Source organism: Collinsella sp. i05-0019-G5, assembly GCF_042851345.1.
Lineage (GTDB): Bacteria > Actinomycetota > Coriobacteriia > Coriobacteriales > Coriobacteriaceae > Collinsella.
In genome coordinates this window covers 1872096-1886708 of sequence record NZ_AP031421.1, presented here as the reverse complement: position 1 = coordinate 1886708, position 14613 = coordinate 1872096, and the positions used below count along the sequence as shown (strand labels likewise).

General features: G+C 59.9%; 23 protein-coding genes. 22 read left to right on the top strand and 1 reads right to left on the bottom strand.

The features are described from left to right. Positions 1-62: 62 nt before the first annotated feature. Entirely contained in the window at positions 63-800 is a 738-nt protein-coding gene (gene yqeC, locus ACGHIZ_RS08830) for a selenium cofactor biosynthesis protein YqeC (RefSeq protein ID WP_390447556.1), read from the bottom strand. Between the two features lie 101 nt (positions 801-901). Between yqeC and yqeB the strand changes: the two genes are divergently transcribed. From yqeB to truA, 22 genes are all read left to right on the top strand, one after another. Further along, positions 902-1696: a selenium-dependent molybdenum cofactor biosynthesis protein YqeB gene (gene yqeB / locus ACGHIZ_RS08825; protein ID WP_117564179.1), complete on the top strand. Its 795-nt coding sequence runs from the start codon at positions 902-904 to the stop codon at positions 1694-1696. A 9-nt stretch (positions 1697-1705) separates the two neighbouring features. Next, entirely contained in the window at positions 1706-2749 is a 1044-nt protein-coding gene (locus ACGHIZ_RS08820; RefSeq protein WP_349103051.1) for an XdhC family protein, read from the top strand. A gap of 326 nt (positions 2750-3075) precedes the next feature. Then, on the top strand, positions 3076-3633 hold the full coding sequence (rplE, locus tag ACGHIZ_RS08815) for a 50S ribosomal protein L5 (protein WP_006235260.1): 558 nt from the start codon (positions 3076-3078) through the stop codon (positions 3631-3633). A gap of 80 nt (positions 3634-3713) precedes the next feature. After that, on the top strand, positions 3714-3899 hold the full coding sequence (locus tag ACGHIZ_RS08810) for a type Z 30S ribosomal protein S14 (RefSeq protein ID WP_022094280.1): 186 nt from the start codon (positions 3714-3716) through the stop codon (positions 3897-3899). 119 nt (positions 3900-4018) lie between these two features. Then, the gene (gene rpsH, locus ACGHIZ_RS08805) at positions 4019-4417 is read left to right on the top strand and encodes a 30S ribosomal protein S8 (protein ID WP_006235262.1); all 399 of its coding nucleotides are present in this window, start codon (positions 4019-4021) and stop codon (positions 4415-4417) included. A gap of 33 nt (positions 4418-4450) precedes the next feature. After that, positions 4451-4987 (top strand): 50S ribosomal protein L6, encoded by a 537-nt coding sequence (rplF, locus tag ACGHIZ_RS08800; RefSeq protein WP_117564182.1) that lies wholly within the window; start codon positions 4451-4453, stop codon positions 4985-4987. Positions 4988-5062: 75 nt separating this feature from the next. After that, positions 5063-5431, top strand: coding sequence for a 50S ribosomal protein L18 (rplR, locus tag ACGHIZ_RS08795; RefSeq protein ID WP_006235264.1), 369 nt, complete (start codon positions 5063-5065; stop codon positions 5429-5431). 14 nt (positions 5432-5445) lie between these two features. After that, positions 5446-5970, top strand: a complete 525-nt coding sequence (gene rpsE, locus ACGHIZ_RS08790; protein ID WP_055252236.1) for a 30S ribosomal protein S5 — start codon at positions 5446-5448, stop codon at positions 5968-5970. A 2-nt stretch (positions 5971-5972) separates the two neighbouring features. Continuing rightward, positions 5973-6155 (top strand): 50S ribosomal protein L30, encoded by a 183-nt coding sequence (gene rpmD / locus ACGHIZ_RS08785; protein WP_006235266.1) that lies wholly within the window; start codon positions 5973-5975, stop codon positions 6153-6155. A gap of 3 nt (positions 6156-6158) precedes the next feature. Next, positions 6159-6608 (top strand): 50S ribosomal protein L15, encoded by a 450-nt coding sequence (gene rplO, locus ACGHIZ_RS08780; protein ID WP_006235267.1) that lies wholly within the window; start codon positions 6159-6161, stop codon positions 6606-6608. Next, positions 6602-7888, top strand: a complete 1287-nt coding sequence (secY, locus tag ACGHIZ_RS08775; RefSeq protein ID WP_035137447.1) for a preprotein translocase subunit SecY — start codon at positions 6602-6604, stop codon at positions 7886-7888. The genes rplO and secY overlap by 7 nt, the downstream gene beginning before the upstream one ends. A gap of 18 nt (positions 7889-7906) precedes the next feature. Then, positions 7907-8533, top strand: coding sequence for an adenylate kinase (locus tag ACGHIZ_RS08770; RefSeq protein WP_055252238.1), 627 nt, complete (start codon positions 7907-7909; stop codon positions 8531-8533). Next, the gene (map, locus tag ACGHIZ_RS08765; protein WP_117639640.1) at positions 8530-9318 is read left to right on the top strand and encodes a type I methionyl aminopeptidase; all 789 of its coding nucleotides are present in this window, start codon (positions 8530-8532) and stop codon (positions 9316-9318) included. Before ACGHIZ_RS08770 ends, map begins: the two co-directional genes overlap by 4 nt. Positions 9319-9466: 148 nt before the next feature. Further along, the gene (gene infA, locus ACGHIZ_RS08760) at positions 9467-9685 is read left to right on the top strand and encodes a translation initiation factor IF-1 (protein ID WP_035137443.1); all 219 of its coding nucleotides are present in this window, start codon (positions 9467-9469) and stop codon (positions 9683-9685) included. A gap of 150 nt (positions 9686-9835) precedes the next feature. Further along, entirely contained in the window at positions 9836-9949 is a 114-nt protein-coding gene (gene rpmJ, locus ACGHIZ_RS08755; protein ID WP_006363204.1) for a 50S ribosomal protein L36, read from the top strand. A gap of 14 nt (positions 9950-9963) precedes the next feature. Further along, the gene (rpsM, locus tag ACGHIZ_RS08750) at positions 9964-10338 is read left to right on the top strand and encodes a 30S ribosomal protein S13 (protein WP_022094275.1); all 375 of its coding nucleotides are present in this window, start codon (positions 9964-9966) and stop codon (positions 10336-10338) included. A 14-nt stretch (positions 10339-10352) separates the two neighbouring features. Next, positions 10353-10757, top strand: coding sequence for a 30S ribosomal protein S11 (gene rpsK / locus ACGHIZ_RS08745; protein ID WP_006235274.1), 405 nt, complete (start codon positions 10353-10355; stop codon positions 10755-10757). A 19-nt stretch (positions 10758-10776) separates the two neighbouring features. After that, on the top strand, positions 10777-11373 hold the full coding sequence (rpsD, locus tag ACGHIZ_RS08740; RefSeq protein ID WP_006235275.1) for a 30S ribosomal protein S4: 597 nt from the start codon (positions 10777-10779) through the stop codon (positions 11371-11373). A gap of 32 nt (positions 11374-11405) precedes the next feature. Beyond that, entirely contained in the window at positions 11406-12347 is a 942-nt protein-coding gene (locus ACGHIZ_RS08735) for a DNA-directed RNA polymerase subunit alpha (RefSeq protein ID WP_006235276.1), read from the top strand. 30 nt (positions 12348-12377) lie between these two features. Beyond that, positions 12378-12845, top strand: coding sequence for a 50S ribosomal protein L17 (gene rplQ / locus ACGHIZ_RS08730; RefSeq protein ID WP_390447551.1), 468 nt, complete (start codon positions 12378-12380; stop codon positions 12843-12845). A 203-nt stretch (positions 12846-13048) separates the two neighbouring features. Next, a complete protein-coding gene (gene tnpA, locus ACGHIZ_RS08725) occupies positions 13049-13507 on the top strand; it encodes an IS200/IS605 family transposase (protein ID WP_055287554.1) in 459 nt (152 codons plus the stop codon). A gap of 177 nt (positions 13508-13684) precedes the next feature. Next, positions 13685-14509: a tRNA pseudouridine(38-40) synthase TruA gene (gene truA / locus ACGHIZ_RS08720; RefSeq protein ID WP_390447548.1), complete on the top strand. Its 825-nt coding sequence runs from the start codon at positions 13685-13687 to the stop codon at positions 14507-14509. Positions 14510-14613 lie beyond the last annotated feature (104 nt).

The following is a 14613-nucleotide window of genomic DNA, read 5'->3' as shown; positions in this document are numbered from 1 at the left end:
TAGCTAATTTGGGAGATGATTTTTTGGGACGGGGTAGCAAAAAGAGCCCCGTCCCAAATTTGCTACCCCTGGAGGCTGGTGGCGATGAGGGGGCGGTTGAGGGCTGCCTCGAAGCGATCTGCCATTGTTGGGTCGGCAAGCGTGTCGGCTTGGTTGAGCATGATACGGGCATTGTTGAGGTTCAGCATCTGCAGCTCGGCATTGAGCACCTGGGCGACGCGCTCTGGGGTGGCAGCGTCGGTGGGCTCGCAGCCGCAGCGCTCGCAGAAGAGCTCGGGGCGGTGGACAACCTCGGCGACGGGCTTGCCCAGCCCCGAGGCGCCGACGACCCAGACAACGTTTGTCGCGGCGGCGGGAATTACCGGCTCCCAGGCGGCATGTGCCTTGAGCGGGAGTCGCTTGCTGCCATCTGCCTCGGCCAACACATAGTCAAAGCGCTGCGCCAGCTGGTCGAGCGGCTCAGCGGGGGCGGAGAGCTTGCCTGTCTCCGGGTCCAAGACGCCTGCCTGGCAGATGCTTCCGCGCACAAGGCCCGCGCAGGCCTCGCAGGTGCAGCCGGGGGCATGCAGGGTCCCCGGCTTCCAAGGCGCGGCGTCCAGGCGACGGCTCGACCCGTCCCATGGCACGCCGGCGACGGGAAACATGTGCGTGGTGGTGCAGAGGAGCACGCGGCCGCCAGCGCGCATAAGCTCAAGGCCGAGCGTCTTTAGCAGCGTCGACTTGCCGCCGCTGCCGACAATCGCGGTAATGCCCGGCTCGATCTTGAGCGCGGAGGCAAGGTTTCCGCTCGTCGTTTTCATCTGTTCACCGCCGTATAATACTGTGATAATAAAAAATCATCAGAGTAGCGGTCGAACCGCTTTGCTCTGCTCAAACCGTAGCACAGGGAGGTGTCCCGGGAATGCTCGTTTATGTTCGCGGCGCTGGCGATATCGCCACGGGCGTCGCCGCTCGCTTGGTACGCTCCGGCGTGTCGGTCGTTATGGCCGATATCGCGGTTCCCACGTGCATCCGCCGCACAATCAGTTTTTGCGAGGCCATTCGCCTGGGCGAGGTCGAGGTCGAGGGCATTCGCGCTCGCTTGGCACAGACGCCGGCTGAGGCGCTTGCGATTGCCGAGGCTGGAGACGTCGCCGTCGTGGTAGACCCTCAGGCCAAGATGCTCGATGAGCTTAAACCCACGGCTGTGGTCGACGCGATTTTGGCTAAGCGCAACTTGGGCACCACGCGCGATATGGCGCCTGCCGTCATCGCCGTGGGACCGGGCTTCACCGCGCCGGTTGACTGCGACGCAGCGGTCGAAACCATGCGCGGGCATTTTTTGGGCCGCGTCATTACCCAAGGTTCGCCCCAGCCCAACACGGGCGTGCCGGGCGTCATCGCCGGCTATGGCAAGGAACGAGTTATCCACAGCCCCGCCGCCGGCGTGTTTCGGTCCGACCGCGCAATCGGCGACATCGTGAGCGCCGGAGACGTGATTGGCTACGCGGGAGATACACCCATGTGCACGCAGATCGATGGCTGTCTGCGCGGGCTTTTGGCGAACGGCGTGCGGGTGACTGAGGGCTTTAAATGCGCCGACGTCGATCCGCGCGGCGATGCCAGCTATATCAACTATATTTCGGACAAGGCGACGTCGGTCGGCGGCGGCGTGCTCGAGGCACTCGCTATGCTCACCGATGTCTTTAGAGGATAGAAGGCGGCAATGGAAAAGCTCGATGTGGTGAATGCGGCGCTTGCCGCCCTGCGTGCTGGCGAGACGTGCGAGCTCGTGGTCGTGGCCGGCACGGCGGGGTCGTCCCCGCGCGGTGTGGGCGCCTGGATGGCCGTCTTTGCCGATGGCAGCCAGGCGGGCACTATCGGCGGCGGCAAGATTGAGCTCTTTGCGCTGGATGAGGCGCGCGAGCTCCTGAGCGCGGGACAGTCGCGTCTGGTTCGCTACACCATGGGCGGCGAGAACTCCGATACCGGCATGATCTGCGGCGGAGCCATCTGCCTGTGCTATCTGCGCCTGGATGTATCGCAGGCGCCGTTGTTCCAGTCGGTTGCCGACATCTTGGCCTATCGGCGCATCGGCGACTTCGTCATCGACTTTGAGCCGTTTATCGCGAGCGTGCTCGAGGGCGATGTGGCCGAGTACCATGGCGAGGAATCGCGCCGCACCATTGCGGGCTGCCCCGGGCTTTCGCTGGTGGAGGAGGGGAGTAAGGTCACCTACACCAACGCCGCCTCCGAGATTCCCACGGCGCACATCGAGACGCTCTGCCCCGAGGGCCTGACCTATATCTTTGGCTGCGGCCACGTGGGCGCTGCGACGGCGCGGGTGCTCACGGCGGCGGGCTTTGCCGTCGTGGCTTGCGACGACCGCCCCGGCACGTTGACCCCCGAATGGGTGCCCGGCGTCTACGACCGTCGTCTGGTCGATTATAAGAACCTGAGCGAGCTGTGCCCCATCGGCCCGCGCGACCTGGTGGTCGTCGCCACGGCGGGTCACAAGTCCGATATCGATGTGGTGATTCAGGCCATGCGCGCCAAACCCGCCTATCTGGGCTGCTTGGGCTCGCGCCGCAAGACCGCCTTTGTGCGCGCCCGCCTGGAGCAGGAGGGCTTTACGCAGGAGCAGATCGACGGGCTGCACCTGCCGATTGGTGTCGCCATCGAGGCCGAGGACCCCGAGGAGATCGCCATCTCCATCGCTGCCGAGATGATCCACCTGCGCCGCACCAAGCTCGTCCCCCGCAAGCGCTAGTCGCATCCCCATCAATAAGTTGCGGTGAAATGCGGGCTGTTTAAGCCAGTTAAGCCGTCAAACAGTCCCTATTTCACCGCAACTGCCATTTTCCTCCGTCGCATGCGGATCGGTTTGTGCGGGGGAGTTGTGGAGTTGTGCAGGCAGACGAGGTTTTTCTGGAAAAACGCTCCCGATGCGCGTATAGTACCGATTGTTTTGTCGGCTCCTGCTGCGTCGAGTCCAAACCGCGTAAATGCCATGAGCGGCGCGGATGCAGCCAGGAGGCACGAGGACAACCCATCGTGGCCACGCCCCGTGCTTAAAACCCCAAGAAGGAGTGAACAATGGCAGAAGAGAAGTATGTGCCGCGTCTGAAGACCAAGTACAACAACGAGGTCAAGCAGCAGCTTCAGGACAAGTTCCAGTACGAGAACGTCATGATGATCCCCAAGTTTGAGAAGATCGTTGTGAACATGGGTGTCGGCGAGGCCGCTACCGATTCCAAGGCCATCGACGGTGCCGTGCGCGACCTGCGCGCCATCACCGGCCAGCAGCCGATGATCACCCGTGCCCGCAAGTCCATCGCTACCTTCCGCCTGCGCGCTGGTATGCCGATCGGCTGCAAGGTTACCCTGCGTGGCGACCGTATGTGGGAGTTCTTCGATCGTCTGACCTCCGTCGCGATCCCCCGTATCCGCGACTTCCGCGGCATCTCCGCCAAGAGCTTCGACGGCCGTGGTAACTTCTCCATGGGCGTCACCGAGCAGCTCATCTTCCCCGAGATTGACTTCGACTCCGTCGATCACCAGCGTGGTATGGACATCACTTTCGTGACCACCGCCAACACTGATGAGGAGGCCAAGGCCCTTCTGGACGCCTTCGGTTTCCCGTTCAAGAAATAGGTTCACCTGCCCTATAAGCGCCGTTCCCACAAGGGGGCGGCGCTTGGGGGCGAACAATACTCTATGTGAGGAGGATATAAGTGGCTAAGACATCGATGATCGTCAAGTGCAATCGCAAGCAGAAGTTCTCTACTCGTGAGTACACGCGCTGCCAGCGCTGCGGCCGTCCGCACTCTGTGTACCGCAAGTTCGGCCTGTGCCGTGTCTGCTTCCGCGAGCTTGCACTCAAGGGCGAGCTTCCCGGCGTTAAGAAGGCCAGCTGGTAAGTCACTACCAGCGTTTCAAGCATCAGTTTGGAACAGGGAAAACGCGCTAGTTAGGCTTTGCCGTTAAGGGCGGCGAAGAACCAAGAGCACGTGTTCATCAAGAACGAAGGAGAATCTGTATGAACCTTACAGACCCGATCGCAGATATGCTTACGCGCATCCGTAACGCTAACTCTGTGAACAAGGCCACGGTCTCCATGCCGAGCAGCAAGAAGCTCGTCGAGATCGCTCGTGTTCTGCACGAGGAGGGCTACATCGAGGGCTACGATGTCGAGGACACCGTTCCCCAGAAGACTCTGCACATCACGCTTAAGTATGGTCCCAAGAAGGCTAAGGTCATCAACGGCATCCGCCGCATTTCCAAGCCGGGCCTGCGTAAGTACACCGGCGTTGCCGACATGCCCCGCGTCCGCGGTGGCCTTGGTACCGCCATTATTTCCACCAGCCATGGCGTTATGACCGACCGCGATGCTCGCAAGCACAACGTCGGCGGCGAGATCATCGCTTACGTCTGGTAATTCGCTCGGTAGGTAGAAGGAAAGGAGATCACCGTGTCTCGTATCGGTAATAAGCCTGTCCAGATTCCCGCCGGAGTCGAAGTGGCAGTCAACGGCAACAACGTTGTCGTCAAGGGCCCCAAGGGCCAGCTCGAGCTCGATGTCTTTGAGAAGCTCGCTATCAACATCGAGGACAACGTCCTCACCGTTTCCCGTCCCGACGACGAGCGTGAGACCCGTGCCCGCCACGGCCTCACCCGTGCCCTCATCCACAACATGGTTGTTGGCGTTTCCGAGGGCTTCGAGAAGAAGCTCGAGCTCGCCGGCGTCGGTTACCGCGTGCAGCAGAAGGGCAAGAACCTCGAGTTCTCCCTGGGCTTCTCGCACCCCGTGATCGTCGAGGCTCCCGAGGGCATCACCTTCGAGGTTCCCGACAACACCCACGTGAACGTCAAGGGTATCAACAAGCAGCAGGTCGGTCAGATCGCCGCTGAGATCCGCGGCCATCGTCCTCCCGAGCCTTACAAGGGCAAGGGTATCCACTACGTTGGCGAGCACATCCGCCGCAAGCTGGGTAAGGCCGCCAAGTAGTCGTAACCGACTCACTCGCATAAGACCAGCACCCCGTCAGGTGCTGGCAAGATCAACCTTTTTAGGAGTTTACGTATGAACAAGCATAAGGCGAAGCTGGAAGGCCTCAAGCGTCGTCAGCGTCGTGTTCGCGGCAAGGTCTCGGGTACCTCCGAGCGTCCGCGTCTTCGCGTGACCCGTACTAACGCCAACATCTATGCCCAGATCATCGACGACAGCAAGGGCTCCAGCCTGACGCTCGTCTCTGCCTCGACCCTCGAGGCCGAGTTCAAGGGCACCCACACCTCGAACAAGGAGGCTGCGGAGAAGGTCGGTCAGCTCGTTGGCAAGCGTGCCATCGAGGCCGGCATCACCAAGGTCGCCTTCGATCGCGGTGGCCGTATCTACCATGGCCGCGTCAAGGCCCTCGCCGACGGTGCTCGTGCCGCCGGTCTCGAGTTCTAGGAGGTATGTAGCACATGGCTCGTAATCAGAAGCAGCAGCGCGAGGCCTCCGAGTTCGAGGAGCGCGTCGTTTACATCAACCGCGTGTCGAAGACCGTCAAGGGTGGTCGTCGCATGAGCCTCGTCGCTCTCGTCGTCGTTGGCGACGGCAAGGGCAACGTCGGCGTTGGCATGGGCAAGTCCGCTGAGGTGCCCCTGGCCATCTCCAAGGCGTCTCTCGATGCCAAGAAGAACATGTTCCACGTGCCGGTGACCGAGCAGGGCACCATCCCGCACGAGGTTCTCGGCCACTTTGGTGCCGGCCGCATCATCATCAAGCCCGCTGTCGAGGGTACCGGCGTTATCGCCGGCGGCGCTGTGCGTCCCCTCTTCGAGCTTGCTGGCATCAAGAACGTCCTGTCCAAGTCCCTCGGTACCGACAACGGCCTCAACATCATCAAGGCTGCCGTCGAGGGCCTCAAGGAGCTCTCCAGCCCTGAGGACGTCGCGGCTCGCCGTGGCCTGACGGTCTCCGAGATGTTCGTCGGTAAGGAGAACTAAGCATGGCTGACACCATCAAGATCAAGCAGGTCCGCAGCACCAACGGTTGCAAGCAGGACCAGGTCCGTACTGTCCGTGCCCTCGGTCTCCACAGGATCCGCGAGGTTCGCGAGATTGCTGACAACGAGTCCGTCCGCGGCATGATCTTCAAGGTCAAGCACCTTGTCGAGATTGTAGAGGAGTAGCAAATGCAGCTTCACGATCTTACTCCCGCGCCCGGTTCCACCAAGAACCGTAAGCGCGTCGGCCGTGGCAATTCTTCGGGTCACGGCACCACTTCTGGCCGCGGCCAGAAGGGCCAGGGTTCCCGCTCTGGTGGCACCAAGGGTGCCGGCTTCGAGGGTGGCCAGACTCCGCTGGCTATGCGCCTGCCCAAGCTTCCGGGCTTCCGCAACCCCCGTCGTATCGAGTACACCGCTGTTAACGTTGAGCGTCTCGAGCGTAAGTTCGAGGACGGCGCTGTAATCGACGGTGCCGCTCTTAAGGCCGCTCGCATCACCAAGAGCGAGTTCGAGCCCGTCAAGGTGCTCGGCAATGGTGAGCTCACCAAGAAGTTCACGGTCAAGGTCGACAAGGTCAGCGCTTCTGCGCAGGCCAAGATCGAGGCCGCTGGCGGAAAGGTCGAGCTGCCGTGCTAAATGGTCTTAAGAATGCTTTCCGCATCAAAGAATTGCGCGAAAAGATTCTTTTTACCATAGCTATGCTCGTCGTGTACCGCATTGGTGCGCACGTTCCTGTGCCCGGCATTCCCTTCCAGGGGATGCTGGGCCTTTTCTCGACCGATAACAATTCGGTCGCCGCAGGTGCTATGGCCCTCCTGAATCTTTTCTCTGGCGGCGCGTTGAGCTATGTGTCGGTGTTTTCGCTGGGCATCATGCCTTACATCACCAGCTCGATCATCCTCCAGATGCTCCAGGCCGTCGTGCCTTCCCTGCATGAGCTTGCCCGCGAGGGCGAGGTCGGTCAGACCAAGATTACGCAGTATTCGCGTTACCTCACCCTGGCTCTGGCAATCCTCAACTCCGTGGGTTACCTCTTCCTCTTTAAGAGCTTCGGCATCAGCTTCAATGGCGCCGGCGCTCCCGAGATCATCTTCGACCTCATGATCGTCGGTACGCTCACCGCAGGCGCTATGCTGATCATGTGGATTGGTGAGCTCATCACCCAGCGCGGTATCGGCAATGGCATGTCGCTGATCATCTTTGCGAACATCATGGCCGGCCTTCCGCAGGCTATCTTCTCCAGCACCGAGGGTAATGCCGGTGGCATCATCACCATGGTGATCATCTGCGCCATCATCCTGCTGGTTATCCCGCTGATTGTTTTCCTTGAGCGCGGCCAGCGCCGCATCCCGGTCTCCTATGCCAAGCGCGTCGTGGGCCGTCGCATGATGGGTGGCCAGACCACCTACCTGCCCATCAAGGTCAACACCGCGGGCGTCGTGCCGATCATCTTTGCCTCGGCGCTGCTGTACTTCCCGGCTCAGATTGCCGTGTTCTTCCCCGGCATCGGCTGGATTCAGGCAGTTGCCTCTGCGCTTTCGACCGGTTGGCTCAACTGGGTGCTTAACGTTGTCCTCATCGTGTTCTTCGCGTACTTCTACACCTCCATGGTGTTCAACCCCGATGACACGGCTGACAACCTTAAGAAGCAGGGTGGCTTTATTCCGGGCGTCCGTCCGGGTAGGGCTACCGCGGCCTACATCAAGAACGCGCTCAACAAGATCACGCTTCCCAGCGCTGTCTTTTTGGCGCTCATCGCCATCGTGCCTTCGATCATCTTCTCCTTCACGGGTAACCATCTGATCCAGGCATTTGGCGGCACGTCCATCCTCATCATGGTCGGCGTCGTGCTCGACACGGTCGATAAGCTCGAAGGCCAGATCAAGATGTATGATTACGATGGATTCTTTAAATAGGCTAGAGGAGGATTGCTCATGAACCTCGTATTGCTCGGAGCTCCGGGTGCCGGTAAGGGCACCGTCGCACAGGAGCTCGTCGCCGAGTTTGGCGTCGCTCACATTTCCACGGGCGACCTGCTGCGTGCTGCCGTCAAGGGTGGCACCGAGCTTGGTATTCAGGCTAAGAAGTACATGGACGCTGGCGAGCTCGTTCCCGACCAGCTCGTGATCGACCTTGTCAAGGAGCGCCTTGCTGCCGATGACGCCCAGCAGGGCTTCATTCTCGACGGCTTCCCGCGCAACACCGCCCAGGCCGTGACGCTCGATTCCGAGCTCTCCGCCATGGGTCGCGAGATCGATTGCGCCCTTCTGGTCGACGTGGCCCCCGAGGTCATCATCGATCGTCTGTCTTCGCGTCGCACCTGCCGCGCCTGCGGTTACACCGGCACCGCTGCCGATGCTACCTGCCCCAAGTGCGCCGGCGAGATGTATCAGCGCGACGACGACAAGCCCGAGACCATCAAGAACCGTCTCGACGTCTACGAGAAGTCCACGAGCCCGCTCGTCGACTACTATCGTGGCCAGGGTCTGCTCAAGTCGGTCAACGGTGACCAGGCTCGCGAGACCGTGTACGGGGATGTCAAAGAGGCTCTCGGTCTATGATCAAGATTAAGTCTGCAACGCAAATCGAGCAGATGAAGAAGGCAGGAGCGCTATCTAAGATGGCGCTCCGCCACGTTGGAGCCATGGTGCGCCCTGGTGTTTCGACCTTTGAGCTCGATCAGCTCGCGGAGCAGATTATCCGTATGCATGGCGGCACCCCGGCCTTTAAGGGTTACGGCGGGTTCCCCGGTACCATTTGCGCATCGATTAACGATGCCGTGGTCCACGGTATTCCCAACCCCGACATGATCCTGCGCGATGGCGATATCATCTCCATCGATACGGGAGCCGTTGTCGACGGTTGGGTTGGCGATAACGCTTGGACGTTTTTCGTCGGCACCCCTACGCCCGAGGCCAAGGCCCTGTGCGAGGTCACGCGCGATTGCCTTAAGGCTGCCATCGAGCAGGCTATTCCCGGTAACCATATCGGGGACGTCGGTTATGCCGTTCAGTCTCTCGCCGAGTCTCACGGTTACGGCGTGCTTCGCGACTATGTGGGCCATGGCATTGGCCGTGTGATGCACGAGGACCCCAACGTTCCTAACTATGGAAAGAAGGGGAGAGGCGTTCGCCTCCAGGCTGGCATGGTCATTGCCATCGAGCCGATGGTTACGATGGGCTCCAACCATGTGAGCACTGGCTCCGACGGTTGGATCGTCACGACCAACGACCACCTGCCCGCCGCGCACTACGAGAACACCGTCGCCATTACCAATGACGGCCCGGTGATTCTCACCACGGATGCCCAAGGTGCTTGGTGTTCCTTGCAGGGCGGTGAAATGTAGGGGTCCCGTTCAAATACGTCGGCATCTACATTTCTGTAAAGTAACAAGTTCCGCTTAGTTGTGGAGCCATTACGAAGATATTACGATACGTGCATGCGTATTGTAGAATACTCAATCGCTGTCGTTTTCTAGAGAAAGATGATTGCTTGTGAAGAAGGAAGACGCAATTGAGCTCGAGGGTACGGTAAAGGAACCGTTGCCCAACGCCATGTTTAAGGTCGAGCTCGAGAACGGTCATTCGGTTCTGTGCAACATTTCTGGCAAGATCCGAATGAATTACATCCGTATTCTCCCCGGTGACAGGGTTGTCGTGGAGCTTTCCCCGTACGACCTGACCCGCGGTCGCATCACCTATCGCTACAAATAGCGGCACGCATACACGCACTCCATTTCCGGCTGCAGGCTTAGCTCAACCTACGGTCGGATTGTGTGTGAAGACCAGCCATAGTTTTAAACGCCTGCGGCTGGGCGAGTAGATAGTAGGGAAGTAGTTTGAGCGCTACCGAAAGGAAGAACGATGAAGGTACGTCCTTCGGTCAAGAAGATGTGCGATAAGTGCAAAATCATTAGGCGCCATGGCAAGGTCCTCGTCATTTGCGAGAACCCCCGTCATAAGCAGCGTCAGGGTTAAGAGAGGAGACTACGTTGGCCCGTATTAATGGTGTCGACCTCCCGCGTGAGAAGCGCGTTGAGATCGGTCTGACCTACATTTACGGCATCGGCCGCACCACTGCGACGAAGATCTGCGTCGAGTGCAACGTTAACGTGGATACGCGCGTTAAGGACCTCACCGAGGATGAGGTTAACGCCATCCGCGATTATATCGATAAGAACCAGATCATGGTTGAGGGCGACCTCCGCCGTGAGCGCAACCAGAACGTCAAGCGCCTTATGGACATCGGCTGCAACCGCGGCCTTCGTCACCGCAAGGGCCTCCCGGTCCGCGGCCAGCGCACCCACACTAACGCTCGTACCCGCAAGGGCCCGAAGCGTCAGATCGGTGCTAAGAAGAAGAAATAAGGAGCGCTAGATAGATGGCTACTGCTAAGAAGAACGTTCGCGCTGCCCGTCTGAAGCGCGCGGACCGTAAGAACATTTCCGTGGGCCAGGCTCACATTCGTTCTACGTTCAACAACACGATCGTTTCGATCACCGATCCCCAGGGCAACGTCATTTCCTGGAAGTCGGCTGGCCAGGTGGGCTTCAAGGGCTCCCGTAAGTCCACGCCGTTCGCTGCCCAGATGGCTGCCGAGGCTGCTGCCAAGCAGGCCATGGAGCACGGTATGAAGAAGGTTTCCGTCTTCGTCAAGGGCCCCGGCTCCGGTCGTGAGACCGCCATCCGCTCCCTCCAGGCTGCTGGCCTCGAGGTCTCGAGCATCCAGGACAAGACCCCCATTCCGCACAACGGCTGCCGCCCCAAGAAGCGTCGCCGCGTGTAACTGAAAGGATCGTATCAATATGGCAATCGACAGGACTCCTGTTCTTAAGCGCTGCCGTCAGCTCGGGATCGATCCCGCTGAGCTCGGTTACAGCAGCAAGAAGGAATCTATCCGTCAGCCCAAGCGCCGTCGCAAGGAATCTGAGTACGGCATGCAGCTGCGCGAGAAGCAGAAGGTCAAGTTCATCTATGGCGTTCTGGAGAAGCAGTTCCACGGCTACTTCAACAAGGCCCGTAAGATGAACGGCGTCACCGGTGAGAACCTCATGATCATCCTTGAGTCTCGCCTCGACAACGTCGTCTTCCGTCTTGGCTTCGCCCGCACCCGCAAAGAGGCTCGTCAGTCCGTCCGTCACGGTCACTTCACCGTGAACGGCAAGCGCGTGGACATCCCGTCCTACCGCGTCAAGGCCGGCGACGTCGTCGCTGTCGGCGAGAAGTTCCGTGACCTCCTCCCCATCAAGGAGGCCCTGATTTCCTCCGAGCGCTTTGAGGTCCCTGGCTGGCTCGAGGTCGATATCGAGAAGCTGTCTGGTAACGTGCTCGCTCTGCCGACGCGTGAGCAGATCAGCGGTGATATCAACGAGCAGCTCATCGTCGAGCTCTACTCTAAGTAGTCCATCCGGGCTGCTGAGGCTGGAGGTAATACATGTCAGAATTCATTAGGCCTCAGGTTCAGGTCGAAGAGATCAACGAGACGTCTGCTCGTGTCTCCGTCGAGCCGCTCGAGCGTGGTTACGGCGATACGCTGGGTAACTCCCTTCGTCGCGTTCTTCTGTCCTCGCTCGAGGGTGCCGCCGTCGAGGCTATTCAGATCGATGGTGCGCAGCACGAGTTCATGACCATCCCTAACATGGTCGAGGATGTCACCGACATCGTCCTGAATGTCAAGGGTCTTGTCTTCAGGGCTCTCGGCACGACCGACGAGGCGACCGCCACCATCTCGGTTGACGGCCCCTGTGAGGTCACCGGTGCGGACTTCTTTATTCCGTCCGAGTTTGAGCTGGTCAACCCCGAGCAGCACATCGCTACGCTCACCGAGGGTGGCCATCTCACCATGAGCATGCGCATCGGCTATGGCCGCGGCTATGTTTCTGGCGAGGCCAACAAGCGCGACAACGATCCCATCGGTGTGATCCATGTCGACTCGCTGTACTCGCCGGTTTCCCGTTGCGCCAAGCTCGTTGAGGCTTGCCGTGTCGGTCAGCACACCGACTACGACCGCCTTGTCCTCGAGATCGAGACCAACGGCTCCATCGCCCCGCGCGACGCCGTGGTCCAGGCTGCCAATATCATCAACCAGCATATGGCCGCCTTTATGAACCTTGCCGAGACCCCCGAGGTCGAGGAGGAGGCTTCGATCTTCGCTCCCGAGGTCACCAACGACAACGCCGAGCTGGACAAGCAGATCGAGGATCTGGACCTTTCCGTCCGTTCCTACAACTGCCTTAAGCGCGCCAGCATTCACTCGGTCCGTCAACTCGTTGAGTTCTCGGAGAACGATCTGCTCAACATCCGTAACTTCGGTGTTAAGTCGATCGAGGAAGTGAAGGACAAGCTTGAGTCCATGGGCCTGAGCCTGAAGGCTTAATGCTTCGCATATTTGAGGAGAAACTAGACCATGCGTCACAACGTTAAGAAGGGCCTGAAGCTCGGCACCGATGCGAGCCACACCAAGGCCATGAAGAAGAGCCTTGCTAAGGCCCTCTTCGAGAACGACCGCATCAAGACCACCGAGACCCGCGCTAAGGCGCTGCGTTCGGTCGTCGATTCGATCATCACCTGGGCCAAGAAGGGCGACCTGCACTCTCGTCGTCTGGCTATCGCCAAGCTCGGCGATAAGCAGCTCGTTGCCGAGATCTTCGACAAGGCTGCTCAGGGCATGTGGCAGGACCGCAACGGCGGTTACACCCGCATCATGAAGCTCGGTAACCGTAAGGGCGACAACGCTCCCATCGTTATCATGGAGCTCGTCACCGAGCCTTGCACGCCTAAGGCCAAGAAGGCTGCTCCGGCCCCCAAGAAGGCCGCTGCTCCCAAGAAGGTCGAGGCCGTCGAGGAGGCTCCTGCTGAGGAGACCGCTGAGTAGACAATCCGTCTGCATAGGCTATATTCGAGGGGTACGTTCGCGTACCCCTCTTTTTTCAAGACTTTAGTCCGCTGGCCGCGCAGCGGCCAGCTTTAAACCACCCGCTACGCGGGTGGAGACAAACGGCTTTACAAAGCCACCCCTCCGACCGATATTGACGATTGTTCAGGCCGTCAAGAATTCGAGTCGAAGGGGTGGTCGCCATGGCCCAGAAGGCCTACAGCCTTTCCCACACGAAGTGGATGTGCAAGTACCACATCGTGTTCACGCCGAAGTATAGGCGCAAAGTGATCTACAACCAAATCAGGAGCGACATAGGGGAGATCCTCAGGAAGCTGTGCGAGTACAAGGGGATCGAGATAATCGAGGGGCACCTGATGCCCGACCACGTGCACGTGCTGCTGGCGATCCCGCCGAAGTACAGCGTCGCGAGCGTCATGGGCTACCTGAAGGGGAAGAGCTCGCTGATGATATTCGACAGGCACGCCAACCTCAAGTACAAGTTCGGCAACAGGAAGTTCTGGGCGGAGGGCTACTACGTGTCCACCGTCGGCCTGAACGAGGCGACGATCGCCAAGTACATCAGGGAGCAGGAGTCCCACGACATCGCGCTGGACAAGCTGAGCGTGAAGGAGTACGAGGACCCCTTCAAGAGGGGGTGATGCTGCCGGTTCGACCGGCGCGCCACGGGTCAAGATGCACTAGGCCTGGACGAAGTCCGGGCCCGCGCCTTTAGACGCGAGCCCGGGGCCCGTGGGTTATACCCTAAGAGCAAACCACCCTTTTTAAGGGTGGTTCTGATTTGTCGCGATACCGTTGATTGTTTGTTGGGAGCGCCCATGACCGCGCCGTCTGATTTCAATTCGATTCCTGAGCTCGATGCCACGCTTGTATTCCGTGTTGCCTATGATGGCTCGTCCTATAGCGGATTTGCCGAGCAGCCGGGCCAGACGACCGTTGCGGGCGAGTTACGCCGCGCTATCGAGACGCTGCTGCGCCGCCCGATCGATCTGACGTGTGCGGGTCGTACCGATGCCGGCGTGCATGCGGTGGCCCAGTACATTAGCGTGCCCGTAACGGACGCTGAGCTCGCGTGTACGCGCCGTAGGTGGCTGAGGGCTATGGATGCCCTCCTGCCCAAAGATATCGCCATAAACGAGGTCTACAAGGCCCGTAGGGGCTTTTCTGCCCGCTTTGACGCGCGGTCCCGTACGTATACGTACCGTATTGCCGATCGCGATGCGCGCCCCGTGCTCTCGCGCGGTGCGGTGTGGTGGCATCGCTATCCCCTCGACGTCGATGCGATGGCGGCCGCCTGCCCTGCGCTTTTGGGCGAGCAGGACTTTAAGAGCTTTTGCAAGGTTGCCTCTGCTGTGGGCAAGCCCACGCACCGCTGCGTGATGCGTGCGGAGTTTGGTCACGAGGTCGCTTTTGGCGAGGATATCCTGATCTTCACTATCGAGGGCAATGCGTTTTTGCACTCGATGGTGCGTACCATTGTAGGAACGCTCGTGGAGATTGGCATGCATCGTCGCGATCCTCAGTGGATGCGCGAGGTTATTGACGCCCGTGACCGAACCGCTGCGGGTCCCACGGCGCCTGCCTGCGGCCTTACGTTTATGGGTGTGGATTACGGCCCCGACGAGCTTGTCGTTCTCGACTAGGGGAGGGCTCGACGCGGCGTGCGTTGACACCTGTCATCTGTGGGCTGCACGTGTGCAACATCTGTTCTTGGCGTGCAATACAACCGGTGTCTCATTGCTTTTAT

Coding starts and splice junctions, on each gene's coding strand:
- yqeC (WP_390447556.1), bottom strand. CDS start 800: ATGAAAACGACGAGCGGAAACCTTGCCTCCGCGCTCAAGATCGAGCCG.
- yqeB (WP_117564179.1), top strand. CDS start 902: ATGCTCGTTTATGTTCGCGGCGCTGGCGATATCGCCACGGGCGTCGCC.
- ACGHIZ_RS08820 (WP_349103051.1), top strand. CDS start 1,706: ATGGAAAAGCTCGATGTGGTGAATGCGGCGCTTGCCGCCCTGCGTGCT.
- rplE (WP_006235260.1), top strand. CDS start 3,076: ATGGCAGAAGAGAAGTATGTGCCGCGTCTGAAGACCAAGTACAACAAC.
- rpsH (WP_006235262.1), top strand. CDS start 4,019: ATGAACCTTACAGACCCGATCGCAGATATGCTTACGCGCATCCGTAAC.
- rplR (WP_006235264.1), top strand. CDS start 5,063: ATGAACAAGCATAAGGCGAAGCTGGAAGGCCTCAAGCGTCGTCAGCGT.
- rpsE (WP_055252236.1), top strand. CDS start 5,446: ATGGCTCGTAATCAGAAGCAGCAGCGCGAGGCCTCCGAGTTCGAGGAG.
- rpmD (WP_006235266.1), top strand. CDS start 5,973: ATGGCTGACACCATCAAGATCAAGCAGGTCCGCAGCACCAACGGTTGC.
- rplO (WP_006235267.1), top strand. CDS start 6,159: ATGCAGCTTCACGATCTTACTCCCGCGCCCGGTTCCACCAAGAACCGT.
- ACGHIZ_RS08770 (WP_055252238.1), top strand. CDS start 7,907: ATGAACCTCGTATTGCTCGGAGCTCCGGGTGCCGGTAAGGGCACCGTC.
- map (WP_117639640.1), top strand. CDS start 8,530: ATGATCAAGATTAAGTCTGCAACGCAAATCGAGCAGATGAAGAAGGCA.
- rpmJ (WP_006363204.1), top strand. CDS start 9,836: ATGAAGGTACGTCCTTCGGTCAAGAAGATGTGCGATAAGTGCAAAATC.
- rpsK (WP_006235274.1), top strand. CDS start 10,353: ATGGCTACTGCTAAGAAGAACGTTCGCGCTGCCCGTCTGAAGCGCGCG.
- rpsD (WP_006235275.1), top strand. CDS start 10,777: ATGGCAATCGACAGGACTCCTGTTCTTAAGCGCTGCCGTCAGCTCGGG.
- ACGHIZ_RS08735 (WP_006235276.1), top strand. CDS start 11,406: ATGTCAGAATTCATTAGGCCTCAGGTTCAGGTCGAAGAGATCAACGAG.
- rplQ (WP_390447551.1), top strand. CDS start 12,378: ATGCGTCACAACGTTAAGAAGGGCCTGAAGCTCGGCACCGATGCGAGC.
- tnpA (WP_055287554.1), top strand. CDS start 13,049: ATGGCCCAGAAGGCCTACAGCCTTTCCCACACGAAGTGGATGTGCAAG.
- truA (WP_390447548.1), top strand. CDS start 13,685: ATGACCGCGCCGTCTGATTTCAATTCGATTCCTGAGCTCGATGCCACG.